Source organism: Rhodococcus sp. C3V (assembly GCF_029269915.1).
Lineage (GTDB): Bacteria > Actinomycetota > Actinomycetes > Mycobacteriales > Mycobacteriaceae > Rhodococcus_F > Rhodococcus_F qingshengii.
This window is the reverse complement of sequence record NZ_JARJBE010000007.1, coordinates 78,736-94,003: the sequence shown is the minus strand read 5'-3', so window position 1 is coordinate 94,003 and position 15,268 is coordinate 78,736. Positions and strand designations below refer to the sequence as shown.

The following is a 15,268-nucleotide window of genomic DNA, read 5'->3' as shown; positions in this document are numbered from 1 at the left end:
CCTCGAAAGCTATTCGGGTTCGACGGCGCTGTCTGTAGTCGGATCGACGGACATGGACGAGGTGCCGAGCTCTCCCCGGTCCCCCTGCCGTAGCAGCTGCATGCCGTTGTGATCGAACTCGATTCGTCGAACGTCTTCAGTGTCGACCAGCATCGTGGCCATAGCGGTACGCCGAGGTGGAAGGATCCGTATGGTCACTTTTCCTCGCGTGATCGCGGTGAGTTCCCGGACGATGCTCGAGTGGATTCGGTCGCGCACGTCGGCGTTCGCGCCATCCATTCCGTGGTCGTCGAGCAGGACTACTTCGACGCCGCGGTTTCGAGCGGCACGCACAGCATCGATCACGTGATTCTTCTGAAATCCCGGCGCTCGGAGCGAGTCACGTAGTTGAGCTTCGAGTAATTCACATGCCAATTTCTCGGTGGAATCCATTGGCACGCCTGAAGCAATCCGCTCGAGCAGAGGCCGGGCCAGTATGTTGAGTCTGTCGAGTTGGGCGTCTCTTTCTTCGATGACTGCCGACGTGGCTGCTCCTGCGGCGATGCGTTCGGTAGACGCTTGGCGTAGTTCGAAGATCGTCTTGGCTCGTGGCCGAATCGTAAGTGCGAAGACCGTCGACATTAGAACTGGTCCGACGTTGGCGAAAGACTCGGCGAAGCCGTACAACGGTCCTTGACCTGTCACAGTCGCCCAGGCAACCGAGGAGGCAATCAAAAGAATCACGCCAAGCCAGGCGTAGCCCGTCCTTCCCCGCACACACATGAAGGTGAAGACGACAGTACACATTCCGAAAGGCCAGAGTTGGGCCGGATTATGCACAGGTACCGGCAATACCATGAACACCGCGCCGCAGGCGACTAAGCCGGTAGCACTGAGCAGGATGCTCTGGTGAAGGGGCATGGGGTCCCCGTCAGTCAGGACGATGGAGAAAGCAGCTGCTGACCCAACGAGTACCGCGACTGCCAGCGGCCACGAGGACCTGACTCCGCTTGTCCCGTACGCGGCGGAAATCGAATACGTGACGGTGAAGCAGGCAACGAGAAGGAGAGCGGATCTACTACGCATTCCGAGTAGGTCGCGGATGTCTTTGCCTACGGCGATGTTTCCCGCATCGAAGTTCATCGAGGAGCCATCTCAGCTCGTTGCCAGGACAGAGTGACTTTGGTTCCTGCTCCTGGAGAAGACGCGACGTCTGCTGCCCCTCCGGGGATACTGCGTACCCTGGCATGAATGCTCACGGCGATGCCGAGTCGATGCGTCGGTACGGTGCGAGGATCGAAACCGATTCCGTTGTCACATACCGTCACCTCCATTCGAGTTTCTTCGACAATTGCGTCGACCGAACGACGTGCGTCCGGCCCGGCGTGTTTCTTACTGTTACGCAGTGCTTCACTCAAGGCTCCTGCGAGAGCACTCACCGGTTCCGACGGGAACTCGGCATTGTTGGCGTTTGACTCCACGTGTGATGTGAAGGTGACATTCTCATCGACTTCCGAGGCTGCCGAACGGAGTTGAGCAAGAACCGCATCCGGGTCCAATCGCTCTGCGGTCTCGACTCCCGAACGAAGATGGTCCAGGCGGGCCAGTGTGCGCCGTGACTGCCCGGCGACGGTGGAGTCGGAGTCCGTTCGTGCAGCAGCCAACAAGGTCGACATCACGGTGTCGTGGATCAGGGCGTTGAAGCGTTCGCGTTCGACGTCTTTTGCAGCTGCAGCCGCGGCTCCGGCGGCCGCAGCGTGGGTACTCGCGATGGTGGCGTCAAGGGTTTGCCCGGTGCGAAGTGCGACAACAGATGCTGCAACAAAAACTGTGCAGAACATCAGCGCAGCACTGAGATCCGGAATCAGAAGATAGAACAGGGGTGCTTCGCGGATGGCGTGATTGATCAGTTGGACGAGCGTGACTCCCACCCCGAGGTATAGCAGAGCCCAGGCAGGCTGCCATGCAGCTGCGGCTGCTAGCCCGGCGACACCAGGGATGTTGGCGAGCCACGTCCCGAAGCCTTGGACATGTTCACCGGTCCAGGCAGGCCACCACGCGCACGCAACGAGAATATAGGCAATCGCATTAATTGCGGCAGCTCGACGAATCCAGATTGTCTGGGGCAGGAACGTCGAAAGTCCCAACACCATGGCTGTTCCGAATATCGCGAAGATGGCCACAGGTGTCCACCAGGCCGCGGTGGTTGCCGCTGCGTCTCTGATATTCGGAATCAGGATGAGCAGGTAGAACAGGTAGCCGGCGCACACGAATCTACCGAACAGACGAAGGATCTTGTCGGTGAAGGTGGAATCGGTAGTACTTGATTGACTCTCTGCTGAATCATTCGCCAAGGATGGGTGAGGCAGTCTGATCAGAGTTCGTCGATCGTCACTATCTGATCTTGTATCGCTCGCACGAGTAATTCGCATTTCGTCGGTGCGTTCCTTCCAACGTCGGCATACTTCTCGCGAATCCGCGACAGGTGGGTCCCCACCGTTCCCACGCTGATGTAGAGGTTTTGAGCAACGCGTGACTTCGAATCACTCAGTAGCCATTCCCGGAGAACCTCGATTTCGCGCTCCGAAAGGTGCGGTCCTACGGGATCCTGTGCCATGCAGTTTTCCACAGTGACTGTCATGAGTTTCGTCCTTACTTCTCTGTAGCGGAATGACAGACCCCCGACAGTGCCGTCTTCTTGTCAGATGAATGTAATTCGAAGAGGGAAATTTTTCCCAGACATCAATTCCTCTGCCCATATTTTCAGGGGCAGCGCTGTGAGAGTTATTGTTGCCGAACCTCATTGTTAGTCAAAGTCAGCTTTTTTCCGGAAGTAGGCCGTTCAGGAATTGGTAACACCCCGTCTTCGACCGCGCGTTTGTACAAATCCGTTTTTGTCGGTGCGGGTCGTCCGACAGCCGCATATTTCTGCCTGATGCGCTGGAGGTAGTCGTTAACCGTCTGCGGCGCCAAACCGGTGAGTCGCGCAACTCGATCCGCCTTCTCTCCGGATGCGTAAAGTTCGAGGACCTCGAGTTGTCGAGGGCTCAGACCCACTTCGTCGAGACCTGGATCCCCGTCGATTGCGGCAGCCCACTCTGTCGTCACCACCTGCCTTCCCGACGCGGCGGCGCGTATCGCATCAACCACGACGGCAGTCGGTTCGGACTTGCGTACAACACCCAGTACGCCGGCACGGGCGGCCGAGCGAACGAGGTACGGGTTTTCCGCCCCGGTGAAGATCAATGTCTCGAGCCCAGCGGCCCGCAGTTGCTCGACATTGCTCTTGGGCGATGAACCGTCGGCCAGCCGGAGGTCGAGGATTGCCAGATCCAAGGCGACGTTCTGAGCGAGCATCTCGGACACAGTGGTCGCGATGCACACCAATTCGAGGTCCGGCTCGTCCTCGAGCATCACGGACACGCCGATTGCTACCGACTCGTGGTCTTCCACCAACCCGACACGGCGGTGTGGAAATGCTGTTTGCTCTGGCATAGCGATTGTTTCCCTCCGCTCGATGCGAGGACGTTATCAGGCAGAGCTGACTGACCGGTATGTTACGTGTCAAGATTTGAAGTCAGCCTGGACTGTTTTACGTTTCGGCTCTACAGTTATCTTGTGACCGAGACCACTCCCGATGCGAAAGTAAGCCGTACCCAGGCCGAACGTACAGCGGCGATGCGTGGGCGCCTCCTCGACGCCGCCGTCGAATCGTTGGTCGAGCTGGGCTACGCACGGACCAGCACGCAAGAGATCGCCCGCCGCGCAGGCGTCTCGCGGGGTACGCAACTGCATCATTTTCCGACCAAGGAATCGCTGGTCGTTGCGGCCGTCGAGTATCTGGTCGACAAGCGGCTGGAAGAAATCCTCACCGCTGAAGTGGATCGTGGTCGAGGCCTCGAGGTCCTGTCGGACGCGTTCTCCGGGCCGCTGTTCTATGCCGCCCTCGAATTGTGGGTCGCGGCGCGGACCGATCCCGTTCTGCATGCGGCGACGGTGCCCCTCGAACGCAAGGTGAGTGAGGCGCTCGAGTTCGGCAGCGCCGAGTTGTTCGGTGATCGGTTCGATTCCGAGTCGGTCGAACTCACCATCGAACTCGTTCGTGGGCTTGCAGTCTCAGCCCTGTTTCGTACATCCGAAGCCGACGACGCGCTCAGAGCGCGACTGTTGCCGGCCTGGCAATCCCGAGTGGAGAAGAAGTGAAGCTTCCCGAACATGTCGAAACGCTGATCGTCGGTGCCGGATTTGCCGGTATGGGCTTGGCGGCCAGAATGCTTCGCGACAACCGCGCTGCAGACGTCGTGTTGATCGAGCGTGGAGCTGACATCGGCGGCACTTGGCGCGACAACACCTATCCAGGCTGTGCCTGTGACGTGCCGACGGCGTTGTACTCGTATTCTTTTGCGCCGAGCGCCGATTGGAGTCATACCTTTGCTCGTCAACCCGAGATCTACAACTATCTGAAGAAGGTGGCCGCAGACACCGGCATCGTGGAACGCGTAGTCCTGAACTGCGAGCTCGAAGCTGCTGTGTGGGACGAGGATGCGGCGCTGTGGCGTATTCGGACATCTCGAGGGTCGTTGACGGCCAAAGCTCTGGTCGCCGCGACCGGAGCGTTGTCGACGCCCAAGATCCCGGATTTCCCCGGTCTCGACCAATTCTCCGGGACCACTTTCCATTCGGCGACGTGGAACCACGAACACGAACTGCGTGGTGAGCGCGTAGCCGTGATCGGAACGGGAGCGTCGGCGGTTCAGTTCGTTCCCGAAATTGCCGACCCTGCTGCCCATGTCACCGTGTTCCAGCGAACTCCGGCCTGGGTGATTCCGCGGATGGATCGCACCCTGCCTGCTGCACAGAAGGCCGTGTACTCGCGGATTCCCGTTACACAGAAGGTGATTCGAGGGTGGGTTTACGGCTTCCGCGAGCTACTCGGTGCCGCGATGTCGCACGCGACGTGGGTGCTGCCTGCCTTCGAGGCGGCCGCGCGCCTCCATCTGCGCAGACAGGTGAAAGATCCGGAGTTGCGCCGGAAACTGACTCCCGATTTCACGATCGGTTGCAAGCGCATGCTTCTGTCCAACGACTGGTTGCGCACCCTTGACCGCGCGGACGTGAGTCTGGTCGACAGTGGGCTCGTCTCGGTCACCGAAAACGGAGTGGTCGACGGACGCGGAGTCGAGCACAAGGTCGACACCATCATCTTCGCCACGGGGTTCACGCCGACGGAACCGCCTGTTGCGCATCTGATCACCGGAAAACGTGGCGAGACGCTGGCCGCACATTGGAACGGTAGCCCCAGCGCGTACAAGGGTACTGCGGTCAGCGGGTTCCCGAATCTGTTCCTCATGTACGGTCCGAACACCAACCTCGGACACAGTTCGATCGTGTACATGCTCGAGTCCCAGGCCGAGTACGTCAACGACGCCTTGAACACCATGAAGCGAGAGCGGATCGATGCCCTCGACGTGAACGAGACGGTGCAGGTGCACTACAACAAGGGAATTCAGCACGAGTTGCAGCACACGGTGTGGAACAAGGGCGGATGCTCGAGTTGGTACATCGATCCGGAGGGGCGCAACTCGGTGCAGTGGCCGACGTTCACTTTCAAATTCCGTTCGCTGCTGGAGCATTTCGATCGGGAGAACTACTCCGCTCGCAAGATCGAAAGCGTCGAGGCATGACCACGACGCACTACGACGTGGTGGTTATCGGTTCGGGATTCGGTGGCAGTGTCGCCGCTCTTCGCCTGACGGAGAAGGGCTACCGTGTCGGGGTGCTCGAAGCCGGTCGACGGTTTGCCGACGACGAGTTGCCCGAAACCAGTTGGAGACTTCGAAAGTACCTGTGGGCGCCGTGGATCGGATGTTATGGGGTTCAGCGCATCCATCTTCTTCCGGATGTGCTCGTGATGGCGGGGGCCGGCGTCGGAGGTGGGTCGTTGAACTACGCCAACACGTTGTATCAGCCACCCAATCGGTTCTTCGAAGACCGTCAGTGGGCGCACATCACTGACTGGCACGACGAACTGGCGCCGTACTACGACCAGGCCAAACGGATGTTGGGTGTTCGCACCAATCCGTCCTTCACTCCTGCCGATGCGGTGATGAAGGACGTAGCCGAAGAGATGGGCGTGGGGGAGACCTTCACGTCCACCCCCGTCGGGGTTTTCTTCGGGGAGGCAGGAGTTTCCGTGCCGGACCCGTTCTTCGGCGGAAAAGGACCCGAACGCACAGGTTGCACGGAATGCGGGGGATGTATGACCGGCTGCCGAGTCGGTGCGAAGAACACGCTGGTCAAGAACTACCTCCATCTCGCCGAGCAAGCGGGCGCCAGGGTTCATCCGCTCACGACCGTCACCGACCTTCGGCCGGCGGCAAGCGGTGGTTACCGCCTGCTCGCGAGGCGAACGGACGGCGTCCGCCGGCGAGAAGTTCGGTTCACCGCCGATCAGGTGGTGGTTGCCGCCGGAACGTACGGAACGGCGAGACTGCTGCTCGGTATGAAGGAATCCGGTGCCCTGCCGGGCCTGTCGGACACTCTCGGCACCGTCGTACGTACCAATTCCGAAGCCGTACTGGCCGCAACGTCGAAGTCGCGTCGACGGAACTTCACGCAGGGCGTAGCCATCACGTCGTCCTTTCACCCGGATGATCACACGCACATCGAGCCGGTGCGATACGGCAAGGGCAGCAATGCAATAGGACTTCTGCAGACCGTCCTGAGTGACGGCGGTGGGCGAACTCCCCGGGTGCTGAAGACTCTGGCAGTCGCGGCCCGGCACCCAGGAGCGTTCTTGCGATCGTTGTCGGTACGGAACTGGTCCGAGCGAACCGTCATCGCGCTGGTGATGCAGACCGACGACAACTCCCTCGAACTTTCCAAGAACACCAAACGATTCGGGCGCTCCCTCACCAGTAGACCGGGACCGGGCGATCCACCTCCTCAGTGGATTCCGCAGGGTCATACAGCCATTCGCAAGGTCGCCGAGAAGATCGACGGCGACCCGGGTGGTTCCATCGCCGAGATCGTGAACATCCCGATGACGGCACACTTTCTGGGTGGCTGCGCGATCGGTGACAGCGCGTCGAGTGGCGTCGTCGATCCGTATCTGCGTGCATACGGTCATGAGGGACTGCACGTCATGGACGGTTCGGTGGTGAGCGCAAATCTCGGAGTGAATCCTTCCCTGACCATCACTGCGCAGGCGGAACGAGCGTGCGCGATGTGGCCGAACAAGGGTGGCGCGGACGCCCGCCCGAAGACCGGCGAGCCATACGTACGTATCGATCCGACTTTGCCGTCCGATCCGGTGGTGCCGACGCATGCACCAGGCGCTTTGCGGCTTCCCCTGACCATTCGAGCTGAGAAGGTGTCCGATGTGGAGCGTGCCTGAATCGACAAGTGACCGCGTCGACTGGCCGGTGAGTGATCCGCCGCCGTGGCCGGCTCGCGTTCGCGCGACACTGTGGTGGCACCGCAGTACGTCGGCGGCGCGGGAGCTCGGCCCGGATGGTCGAACGATTCCGATGACGGTGGCCATGATGGTGGACTACCTCGATTCGCCGGTCGGCCCGTATCGCGAGATCCTCGCCAGTCCGGTCTTGCATGCGCCAGGGAAACGGATCGGGCCTATGCCGCGGATGGCGGTCCCTTTCATCGCGGTGGATTCGGAACCGTCGGTGCACGGTGGGCGAGTCCACTGGCAACTACCCAAGGTTCTGGCCGAGTTCGACGGAGACGTGCAGCAGAAATTCACTGCAACCGGCGACGGATGGCGGGTGCGTTCGGATACGCGGATGCTCGGGCCGCGTCTGCCGATTGCCGGGGGGTTGGGATTTGCGCAGCCGGAGTCCGGTGGGGGTCTGGCGATCGCGTCGGCAAGGCTGACGGGATCGTTCCGATACGCGCGCGTGAGCGTCGAGGCAGAGGGGCAGACCCTGCCGGACTGGTTGGCTGCGGGCACCCATCACGGCGTCGTGATTCTGGGCGGAAAAATGACTACGGGAGCGGCCAGGCGTCGGTAACGGGGGTTTGACCTGCGAAAAGCGACCAAGGCCGCCCGTCAGTGACCGGGCGGCCTTGGTCGTGTGGTGTGAAAGTCAGGTGTCGACGTCCCACAGGCGCCTCTCGGCGGGTGGTCGCTCGCAGCGACAAAAGGGGTGGGGCCCGGGGCTTGTTCGGACGCCGACAGGGTGTTCAACGGCGGTCTCCCCGGATTTGTTCCCGGGGATCGTGAAGTATTTCCGACGCGGTGTGTAGTGATTCAAGCAGGGCCGTCGAGTTCAGGCAGCGCCGAGCTGGGCGAGTTCCATCTTCAGTGCCGTGCACAGGTCCGATCCGGCCGGCCCACTCAGAGCTGATCGCAGTCGGTTGTAATACGTCCGCGTCGACAGGCCGAAGGTGACGAAGATGTCCTCGGCAGCGGCGCCGTTCCACGGGCGCCACAGGATTGCGAAGTCGATGAGGTCGTCCGCATACGATCCACGGTTTCGCGAGCGTTTGGCACGTCGAACCTGGCATTCGTGGGTGTTTGCGACGCTCGTCCCTCCACAGAGCTGAGGTGGCATCTTCGTCACTCGGTTCACGAGAGTCTCCTGAACTGGTCGGTCACTCACATGACCAGCACGCCGCCGTCCACGGGCAACGCGACGCCGGTGATGTAACGCGCTTCGTCGGAGGCGAGGAATTTGACGGCGTTGGTGACGTCGTCGTTTTCTACCCACGGGATCGGGTAGAGGATCATGTCGCCGGAGGCCTTGGCGAAGTCGTCGCGACCCGGATTGTCGGTGCCGGGAACGAATTGGTTGTACATCGCCTGGTTCTGCACCATCTCGGTGTCGACCTGCGTCGGGTTCACGGTATTGACGCGAATGCGATGCGGAGCGAGTTCCTGGGCGAGGGTCTTCATCAATCCCACGACGCCGTGCTTGGCCGAAACATAGTGTCCGACACCCGTGTACGCGCGCAACCCGGCAACGGAGGCGGTGAGGACGATCGCGCCGCCGGTGCCCTGTTCGATCATGTGGGGGATCGCGGCCTTGACGGTGCGCCACACGCCGCTGAGGTTGACGTCGATCATTTCGCCCCACTTCTCCTCGTCCAATTCGTGCGCGTTCCCGAAGGAGAGGATGCCCGCGTTTGCGATGACGATGTCGACGTGGCCGAAGCGATCGAGCCCGGCTTCGAGGGCCAGCTTGACCGAGTCGAAGTTGCGCACGTCGGCGTGCGAGAAGATGATCTTGCCGCCTGCTTCTTCGACGAGACGGATTGTTTCCTGAAGGTCGTCCTCCGTGGCCAAGGGGTACGGCACGGTGTCGTTGTCCTTGACGGAGTCGAGAGCGATGATGTTCGCGCCCTCCTGCGCCAGCCGCAATGCGTGATTACGCCCTTGCCCGCGAGCAGCACCCGTGATGAATGCGACCTTGCCTTCGAATCGTCCGGTCATGGGGATCCTCCTGTTGCTGAAATTGTTGTGTACGTGGGTGATCGGAGAGCTATTTGACGAGTACGCCTGCGTCGACGGGCAGTGCGACGCCGGTGATGTACCTGGCTTCGTCGGACGCGAGGAAAAGCACGGCATTGCTGACGTCGACGGATTCGACCCACGGGATGGGCAGCGCATTCATCGCTTGCGACAACGGGGCGAAATCCTCCCGGGTCGGCTCGTCGATGTCCGGACAGAACAACTCGTACATGGCGTCGTTCATGATCATCGGAGTGTCGACCTGGGTGGGGTTGACGGTGTTCACTCGGATTCGGTGGGGAGCCAGTTCCTGCGCGAGAGTTTTCATCAACCCGTTGACGCCGTGTTTCGCGGCTGTGTAGTGCGCGATGTTGCCGTATCCCTTGAGCCCGGCCGCCGAGCTGGTCAGGATGATCGCGCCCCCGACGCCCTGTTCGATCAGGTAGGGGATTGCTGCCTTGGCGGTTCGCCACGTGCCGCTGAGATCGATGTCGACGACAGTGCCCCACTGGCTTTCGGTGAGTTCGTGTGTAGAAGATGGGATGTTGATACCGACGTTGGCACAGACGATGTCGACGTGACCGAACTGGTCGACTCCGCGGCCGAGGACACCTTTGATCGCGGTGAAGTCGCGAACATCGGCCACCTCGGCCAGAATTCGTCCGCCGACCGCCTCGACCGACCGGACGGTCTCGGCGAGGTCGGCTTCGCTTGCCAGCGAGTACGGAACGCCTTCGACATCGGCGCAGATGTCGAGCGCGATGATGTCTGCGCCTTCCTCGGCCAAGCGGATCGCATGTGCCCGGCCCTGGCCGCGTGCTGCGCCGGTGACGAACGCGACCTTGCCCGAAACTCTTCCGGTGGTGCGTGCTCTGGTGGTCACTTGATCACTCCGTATCGGCGTCGGTCGATGGTCAGTGCAACTGCGGCAATCACCACGATGCCCTTGATGACGAGTTGTGTGTAGGGGTCGACCGAGGTCAGGTCCATTCCGGCGCTCAGCAACACGATCACGAGTGCACCGAGGATCGTTCGATGTGGGCCGCCGACGCCACCGGACAGTGCGGTGCCGCCCACCACCACGGCTGCGATGGAATTGAGCAGGCTGGGGCCTGCACCCATCGGGACGCCGGTGCTGGCCTGGCCGGTGAAGATGATTCCGGCAATCGCGGCGACGGCTCCGGCGACCGCGAAGACCGCAAGTTTGGTGCGTCGTACGCGAACACCGACGAGTGCCGCGGCGCGTTCGTTGCCGCCCACCGCATACATGTGGCGACCGAACGACGTACCGAATGCCAGGACTGTCGCGCCGATGGTCAGCAGGATTGCGATCAGTGCCCCGTTGGGGACGTTGGGGATCATCGACTCGTTCACCAGGCTCTGGAGAAGATTCGAATTATAGGAAACAGGACCGCCTTTGGAGACGGTGTTGGAAATGCCGTCGAGTACGGACATCATTCCCAGCGTCACCAGGAACGACGGAACCTTGAGCATTGTCGTGATCAATCCGTTGACCAGTCCGACCACCGCCCCGGCGGCGATCACCATGACTATCGCCAACGGGCCGCCGAACTTGTCGATCCACGTGGCGATCAGAATTCCGGCGAGAGTGGCCGTCGCCGCCACCGAAAGATCGATACCACCGATCAGAATGACAAACGTGCCGGCGAGCGCGAGCACAGTCAGGAAAGCCATCTGGTTGAGAATGTTCTGCGCGGACGTCGCAGTGATGAAACTTTCCGTGCGCCACTGGAAATAGATGATCAGGACCAGCACTGCAACCGTCGGTACAACTATGTTGCGGTGCTGATCGAGTCGACTCAGCAGACCGCGCGCGCCTGACGGCGCTGCGGCATCGCTGGCCGGCGATTGCTTCGAGAGTGTCTGGGTCACTGCATTCCTCACATCATGTGCTTGATCACGTCGACTTCGGCGGGCTTGTGCTCTGCAGGGGCCGCCAGCTCTGCGCTGATGACTCCGTCCTTCATGACCACGATTCGGTCGGACATTCCGATCACTTCTTCGAGGGATTCGGCGCACAGCAGCACACCGACCCCCGATGCAGCCATCGACCGGACCAAACCGTAGATCTCCTCTCGCGTTCCGACGTCGATTCCACGCGTCGGATCGCTGAGGACCAGCACTTTGCATTCGCGACCTTGCCACCGAGCGAAGATCGCCTTCTGTTGGTTTCCGCCACTGAGTTCCCCGATGGGCGTCGACAACGACGGGGCCTTGACCTGCAGCGCGCGGGCTAACTGCGTCGTCCGTTCCCTTTCGGTCCGTAAACGCAGTAGCCGCGTCCACGGGTGGCGGAGGAGATCGAGGAAGCCGATCGAGATGTTGTTTCTGATCGACGCGCTGCGGAACAGGGAGTCCTGGGCACGCTCCGGCGGGACGTACAAGACTCCGGCTGCCACGGCAGCGGGAACCGACCAGTGCTCGTGCGCAGTACCGTCGACGTGAATCGAACCCGCCGACAACGACTCCGCACCCGCGACTGCTGCAGCCACCGACGCTTTCCCCGAACCTATGACTCCGGCCAGTCCCACTACCTCGCCCGGTCGGACGACAAGATCGACGGACTCGAACTCGCCTGCGCTGCTTGCATCTCGGAGTTCGATCAACGGCTTCGTCGACAGCACTCCGGTCTGTTCGCCTTCGCGGTAGTAGTCCGCGCTGCGTTCGCTACCCACCATCAACTCGTGCAGTTGCTCCGCCGTGACGCCGTCAGCGGAGAGCGTTTCGATGGACCGCCCGTCGCGAAGTACGAGTAGCCGTGTGCTGATCCGCAGGACGTCTTGCAGGATGTGAGAGACGAAGATGAACGACACCCGATCGCGCCACCCCTCGATCAACGCGAAGAGGATTTCCACCTCGGTCTCGGTCAACGCGCTTGTCGGCTCGTCGAGCAGGATCACCGGCGCTTCGGTGGCGTCGGTGATCCGCGAGAAGGCACGTGCGATCTCGACCAGTTGCCTTTGCGGGTAGGTCAATTCGGCGACAACGGCGTCGGCGCGCAGCCCCTCGATGCCGAGTGTGTCGAGTAGCGACTGGGCGGCGTCGCGCATTCTCCGACGCCGGCCGGGTCCCCAACCACCTATCTCGCCCTCACGTCCGAGATAGATGTTCTCGTACACCCGCAGTGCATCGACCAATGACTGCTCCTGGACCACCACGGAGATTCCGAGTTCGCGGAGAGTACGCGAGTCGCCGAGTTCCACGTGTGTCCCGTTGACATCGAGGCTTCCGGCGTCGGGACGCACCGTTCCCGTCAAAACGCCGATCAGCGTTGACTTTCCGGCGCCGTTCTCACCGATCAAGCCGAGAACGTCACCTCGGCTGACGTCGAGTGAGACGTCCTGGAGGGCGTGAACGGGTCCGTAGCTCTTGCAGACCCCACGCAAGCTGATGGTTGCTGTGTCGCTCACCTTCGTATCACTCATTCTCAGGCCACGAGTTGGTCTTTGTACTGCAGCAACGGGCCCGAGCGGAACGCGGCTGCGTACTCGGTGCGTACTCCGGTGATATCTGCAGAGTTCCAAGCGCTGTTCAGCGTGTATTGGTCCTGCGATACGCCGGCGTAGTACTCCCGCGGATCGATCGGGTTGAGTACGGTCTGCGGGTCCCAATCGTCAGGATGCAGGGCCTTGCTCATTTTTGCCCAGTCGAACGGAAGTGTGGGTGCGTACACGGTTTTCAGTACGTCGTCGGCGATCTCCGGAGTCACCAGGAGTGCTCCCTGTGAAAGGAATCGCTCCGGCAGAGACAGGTCGACGCCGTTGAGTTGATCGAAGATGGTGACACCGAGAATTCCTGCCGTGAGTCCGCCGACCGTCGCACTGGTCAGGTATTGCTTTCCCTGCGCGATGTATTCGACGTTCTGCTTGTTACCGTCGAATCCGACCACGATCTTGCCGGTGATCTTCGCGGCGTCCAGTGCCGCAATGACTCCTGCAGCTTGACTGTCGTTCTGCGCGAACACCCCGACGAAGTCCGGCACCGAAGGCAAGATGTTCGTGAACGCCTTTCTCGCGTCTTCCGAAGTCCAGTTGCCCGGCGACGCGGTGACGATCTTGATTCCCGGGTAGTCCTTGGCCGCGGCGTTCAGTCCAGCTGTCCGTTGATCGTCGGAAGACGAACCCTTCTGCCCCGGAACATGAATGATGGTTCCGTTGCCGCCGACCTTGTCGAACAAAGCCTTGGCGGTTGCGACGGCGATCTTGGTGGACGGCGGTGTGATGAAGCGGACCCACTTGTCCGCGTCGGCCGGTGTGTACCAGGCGGGCGCCGTGTACGAGCTGGCATACAGAATCCCGGCTGCCTGGCAGGCTTTCGTGACAGCTGCCGCTTGAGCTTCGGTGGCGGGAGTACCGAAGATCGACTTGCCGCCCGAAGCGCGGACGTTGCCTACCTGTCCCAGCGCAGTGTTGACGTTGCCCTGGTCCTCCACCGAGGACATGCTCACGCCCAGCGCGTCCATCGCCTGCTTGCCGCCGTCCGAGAACGCGACGAAGTAGTCGTTGGAGAGAGTTGTGACCTGGCAGAGGGTCTTTTCCTGGACTTTGCCCGCGCCAGCGCCACCGCCGGCGGCGGTACTGGTGGAACTGCCGCCTGCTCCGCAGGCCACTGCGCCGAGGGTGATGCCTGCTGCGCCCATTGCGGCGAAGAAGGAACGTCGGGTCAGTGGATGAGAGAACGTCGCGTTTCGCGCGACGTCCACGATCTTCGATTCGATCGAAGGCATGATCACATCCTTGGTCTCACAAGAGGGGGCTCGAGAGGTTGTCTCGAGGTGTGGAGGAAACGGGAGATTTCGCTACTTCGCCAGCAGATGCGTTGTGAACCAACGGGAAGCGTGTTCGGCCGCTACTGCGAGCTTGGACTGATCGCTGTAGAGCGTCATGTGCGACGTGTGCGGTAGGACGACAAGTTCTTTCTTCGGAGTCGGGATGTTGTTGAAACTCTCGATCTCCAAGTCCCACAACGTGAGGTCGTCGCCTTCGGCGACGATCATCATCGACGGCGTGTCGAGAATCCGGGGTACGAAGTAGTTGACGTCGTAGTCGAGCAGGAGATCGACGGATTCCATGGTCGAACTGTTCTGGTAGAGAGGAGCTTCGGTGGCTTGAAGTGCCGCGAAGGTCGTCTTCGTCTCGGGGAACGGCCAGGACGACAGTTCTTCCTCGGGGTTCTCGCTCGCATGCGCGATGTGCAGTCGCTGATCCGGATCGTCGAAGCGGAGTCGGCGATCTTCGAGAATTGCGTCCCACAGCTTTCGATAACCCATGGTCCCGTGGATCCGACGCATGTTGCGGTACCCGTCGATCACCGGAATCTGAGACACGATGGCCTTCACCCGGGGATCGGTCGCGGCGAGAATCATCACGTGGCCGCCGGAGTAGGAAATTCCCCAGGCGCCGAGACGGTCGTTGTCGATGCCGGGAGTGCGCTCGAGAAAGCTGAGCGCGTTCTGATAGTCACGAATCTGTTGCTTCGGGTCCAGATGTTGGCGGGGCTCACCGTCCGAGACGCCCAGGTTGCGGTAGTCGAAGACCAGCGCAGCCATACCGGCCGTCACGAAGGCCTCGGCGTAATAGGGCATGACCAATTCGCGGACGTAGCACCAACCGCCTGCCAGTACGACGGCCGGAACGTCGTCGTCGGTGTCGGGTCGGTACAGCCAACCGCGAACGGTGACTCCGTCGCTGGAGAATTCGACATCTTCACGGCGCATTGCGCGACTCCTCATGTAACGAGTGAAAGCTGAACGGAAGTAGGTACGAAAGAAAACGGAAGGTCTTGTCGCCGTGCGTATTACGG

At 61.2% G+C, this 15,268-nt stretch carries 14 protein-coding genes and 1 pseudogene; 4 read left to right on the top strand and 11 right to left on the bottom strand.

What is annotated here, in order from left to right; genetic code table 11:
• Nucleotides 1–9: 9 nt before the first annotated feature.
• The 4 genes and pseudogenes from P3G66_RS18990 to P3G66_RS18975 form a co-directional block, all read right to left on the bottom strand.
• Complete coding sequence (locus tag P3G66_RS18990) at nt 10–1,122, bottom strand: hypothetical protein (protein ID WP_042922819.1); 1,113 nt, start codon at nt 1,120–1,122, stop codon at nt 10–12.
• The gene (locus tag P3G66_RS18985; protein WP_082920527.1) at nt 1,119–2,333 is read right to left on the bottom strand and encodes an ATP-binding protein; all 1,215 of its coding nucleotides are present in this window, start codon (nt 2,331–2,333) and stop codon (nt 1,119–1,121) included. Before P3G66_RS18985 ends, P3G66_RS18990 begins: the two co-directional genes overlap by 4 nt.
• Nucleotides 2,334–2,353: 20 nt before the next feature.
• Nucleotides 2,354–2,575 (bottom strand): annotated as a pseudogene (locus P3G66_RS18980) (LuxR C-terminal-related transcriptional regulator); the annotation flags it as partial.
• Nucleotides 2,576–2,763: 188 nt separating this feature from the next.
• Nucleotides 2,764–3,474, bottom strand: a complete 711-nt coding sequence (locus P3G66_RS18975; protein WP_007732315.1) for a response regulator transcription factor — start codon at nt 3,472–3,474, stop codon at nt 2,764–2,766.
• Nucleotides 3,475–3,597: 123 nt separating this feature from the next.
• Between P3G66_RS18975 and P3G66_RS18970 the strand changes: the two genes are divergently transcribed.
• Genes P3G66_RS18970 through P3G66_RS18955 form a run of 4 tightly spaced genes read left to right on the top strand, consistent with a single transcriptional unit; the run spans nt 3,598 to nt 8,006 of the window.
• The gene (locus tag P3G66_RS18970; RefSeq protein ID WP_276116994.1) at nt 3,598–4,182 is read left to right on the top strand and encodes a TetR/AcrR family transcriptional regulator; all 585 of its coding nucleotides are present in this window, start codon (nt 3,598–3,600) and stop codon (nt 4,180–4,182) included.
• On the top strand, nt 4,179–5,663 hold the full coding sequence (locus P3G66_RS18965; protein ID WP_276116993.1) for an NAD(P)/FAD-dependent oxidoreductase: 1,485 nt from the start codon (nt 4,179–4,181) through the stop codon (nt 5,661–5,663). The genes P3G66_RS18970 and P3G66_RS18965 overlap by 4 nt, the downstream gene beginning before the upstream one ends.
• Nucleotides 5,660–7,375: a GMC family oxidoreductase gene (locus P3G66_RS18960; RefSeq protein WP_003943453.1), complete on the top strand. Its 1,716-nt coding sequence runs from the start codon at nt 5,660–5,662 to the stop codon at nt 7,373–7,375. The genes P3G66_RS18965 and P3G66_RS18960 overlap by 4 nt, the downstream gene beginning before the upstream one ends.
• Nucleotides 7,359–8,006, top strand: coding sequence for a hypothetical protein (locus P3G66_RS18955; RefSeq protein ID WP_054825733.1), 648 nt, complete (start codon nt 7,359–7,361; stop codon nt 8,004–8,006). The genes P3G66_RS18960 and P3G66_RS18955 overlap by 17 nt, the downstream gene beginning before the upstream one ends.
• Nucleotides 8,007–8,264: 258 nt before the next feature.
• Here P3G66_RS18955 and P3G66_RS18950 read toward each other — a convergent pair whose 3' ends face one another.
• From P3G66_RS18950 to P3G66_RS18920, 7 genes are all read right to left on the bottom strand, one after another.
• Entirely contained in the window at nt 8,265–8,567 is a 303-nt protein-coding gene (locus P3G66_RS18950) for a hypothetical protein (protein WP_276116991.1), read from the bottom strand.
• A gap of 26 nt (nt 8,568–8,593) precedes the next feature.
• Nucleotides 8,594–9,427 (bottom strand): mycofactocin-coupled SDR family oxidoreductase, encoded by an 834-nt coding sequence (locus tag P3G66_RS18945; protein WP_054187020.1) that lies wholly within the window; start codon nt 9,425–9,427, stop codon nt 8,594–8,596.
• A gap of 49 nt (nt 9,428–9,476) precedes the next feature.
• Complete coding sequence (locus P3G66_RS18940; protein ID WP_054825732.1) at nt 9,477–10,328, bottom strand: mycofactocin-coupled SDR family oxidoreductase; 852 nt, start codon at nt 10,326–10,328, stop codon at nt 9,477–9,479.
• A complete protein-coding gene (locus P3G66_RS18935) occupies nt 10,325–11,338 on the bottom strand; it encodes an ABC transporter permease (protein WP_168421999.1) in 1,014 nt (337 codons plus the stop codon). Before P3G66_RS18935 ends, P3G66_RS18940 begins: the two co-directional genes overlap by 4 nt.
• An 8-nt stretch (nt 11,339–11,346) precedes the next feature.
• The gene (locus tag P3G66_RS18930; protein ID WP_158170264.1) at nt 11,347–12,876 is read right to left on the bottom strand and encodes a sugar ABC transporter ATP-binding protein; all 1,530 of its coding nucleotides are present in this window, start codon (nt 12,874–12,876) and stop codon (nt 11,347–11,349) included.
• Between the two features lie 17 nt (nt 12,877–12,893).
• Nucleotides 12,894–14,192 carry a sugar ABC transporter substrate-binding protein gene (locus tag P3G66_RS18925; RefSeq protein ID WP_143542547.1) on the bottom strand — a complete coding sequence of 433 codons (1,299 nt, stop codon included), beginning with the start codon at nt 14,190–14,192 and terminating at the stop codon, nt 12,894–12,896.
• A 72-nt stretch (nt 14,193–14,264) separates the two neighbouring features.
• The gene (locus tag P3G66_RS18920) at nt 14,265–15,182 is read right to left on the bottom strand and encodes an alpha/beta fold hydrolase (RefSeq protein ID WP_054187024.1); all 918 of its coding nucleotides are present in this window, start codon (nt 15,180–15,182) and stop codon (nt 14,265–14,267) included.
• Nucleotides 15,183–15,268 lie beyond the last annotated feature (86 nt).

Bases quoted from the DNA above. Each gene is read 5' to 3' on its own strand.
- P3G66_RS18990 (WP_042922819.1), bottom strand. From the start codon at position 1,122: ATGAACTTCGATGCGGGAAACATCGCCGTAGGCAAAGACATCCGCGAC.
- P3G66_RS18920 (WP_054187024.1), bottom strand. From the start codon at position 15,182: ATGCGCCGTGAAGATGTCGAATTCTCCAGCGACGGAGTCACCGTTCGC.
- P3G66_RS18955 (WP_054825733.1), top strand. From the start codon at position 7,359: ATGTGGAGCGTGCCTGAATCGACAAGTGACCGCGTCGACTGGCCGGTG.
- P3G66_RS18925 (WP_143542547.1), bottom strand. From the start codon at position 14,192: ATGCCTTCGATCGAATCGAAGATCGTGGACGTCGCGCGAAACGCGACG.
- P3G66_RS18945 (WP_054187020.1), bottom strand. From the start codon at position 9,427: ATGACCGGACGATTCGAAGGCAAGGTCGCATTCATCACGGGTGCTGCT.
- P3G66_RS18975 (WP_007732315.1), bottom strand. From the start codon at position 3,474: ATGCCAGAGCAAACAGCATTTCCACACCGCCGTGTCGGGTTGGTGGAA.
- P3G66_RS18960 (WP_003943453.1), top strand. From the start codon at position 5,660: ATGACCACGACGCACTACGACGTGGTGGTTATCGGTTCGGGATTCGGT.